This is a genomic window from Acinetobacter sp. 228, assembly GCF_048147885.1.
Map to the genome: position 1 here is coordinate 1 of NZ_JAYWYV010000517.1, position 1,105 is coordinate 1,105.

Annotated in this window: 1 protein-coding gene and 1 pseudogene; both read right to left on the bottom strand. The window is 38.3% G+C overall.

Annotated features, from left to right (window positions below; translation table 11 throughout):
- Positions 1–116, bottom strand: a pseudogene (locus VXQ92_RS20375) (PKHD-type hydroxylase); the annotation flags it as partial.
- A gap of 105 nt (positions 117–221) precedes the next feature.
- On the bottom strand, positions 222–1,105 hold an 884-nt coding region (locus tag VXQ92_RS20380), incomplete at its 5' end, for a TonB-dependent receptor (protein ID WP_416683006.1).

The window sequence follows — 1,105 nt, forward strand, 5'->3', positions numbered from 1 at the left end:
GAAGCAGACAAGGTGCCAGCAGTCACTTTTCCACCTACCCAATTGGCTTCTTCCATGAGCTTACGAAACTCGGCAACTAGCTCTTTGTTTAAAACATTGGGGATATGATGAATCACGGCAAACACCTTTTAATAGATACTTCATTTGTAAAAATAGCCTCATGACGAGGCTATTTTATATGAACTTTAATTAATTCCATAAATAAATTATGGAATTTATCCTTAGTATTTAAAGTTAATCGCTAAGACAGCATTACGGCCATTACCTTCAAATGCGTAGTGAGCTGCATGCGCACTAGTGAAATAGCGCTTATCAGAGATATTGTTGATGTTAAGCTGCAAATTCACATTCTTATTAACATCATATTTAGCCATAGCATTGTAAATGGTATAGGTTGGCAGATATTTCGGAGCAGTTGTGTTCACAAAAACTTGATCGCGATATTCAACACCAGCACCTAGAGTCAATTGAGGCATTACTCGGTAAGTAGACCATAGGGTAGCACTGTTTTTCGCTACAAATGGGAGAGGTTTACCTTCTTGAGCAACTGCATTATAGGCAGCTTCGGTAATTTCACTATCTAAATAGCTATAGCCTGTAGAAACATCCCACTTATCGGTAATTTTTCCGTTCAGACTAATTTCAAATCCATCAACTTTACTTTTACCTGCATTGGCAGTCGTAGTAGGGTCAATTTGGATACGTGTATTTTGCTTTTCAGTACGGAAAACTGCTGCTGTTAAGTTCGCACGGTTATTAAATAAGTCCCATTTTGTACCTAACTCGAAAGTACGTGCTTCTTCTGGCTTGAGAGCATTTGCACTCGCACTTGCAGTACCTGAGTCGCTAATAGAATCTGAACCTGTGTCACCCTCAGCAAGTACACCTACTGGGTTTGCTGACGTAGCATAGCTTAAATAAATACTACCATCTTCTGTTGGTTTAAAAACTAAACCAGCTTGGTAAGAGAAGTAGTCTGTATCGCTTTCTAATTTATCACCAGCTTTATGAGGAGTACGTCCATCTACATCCTTATTATATTTTTTCTCAGTTTCAAATTTATCCCAACGCACACCTAAGTTAAGTAACCATTGTGGATTAAATT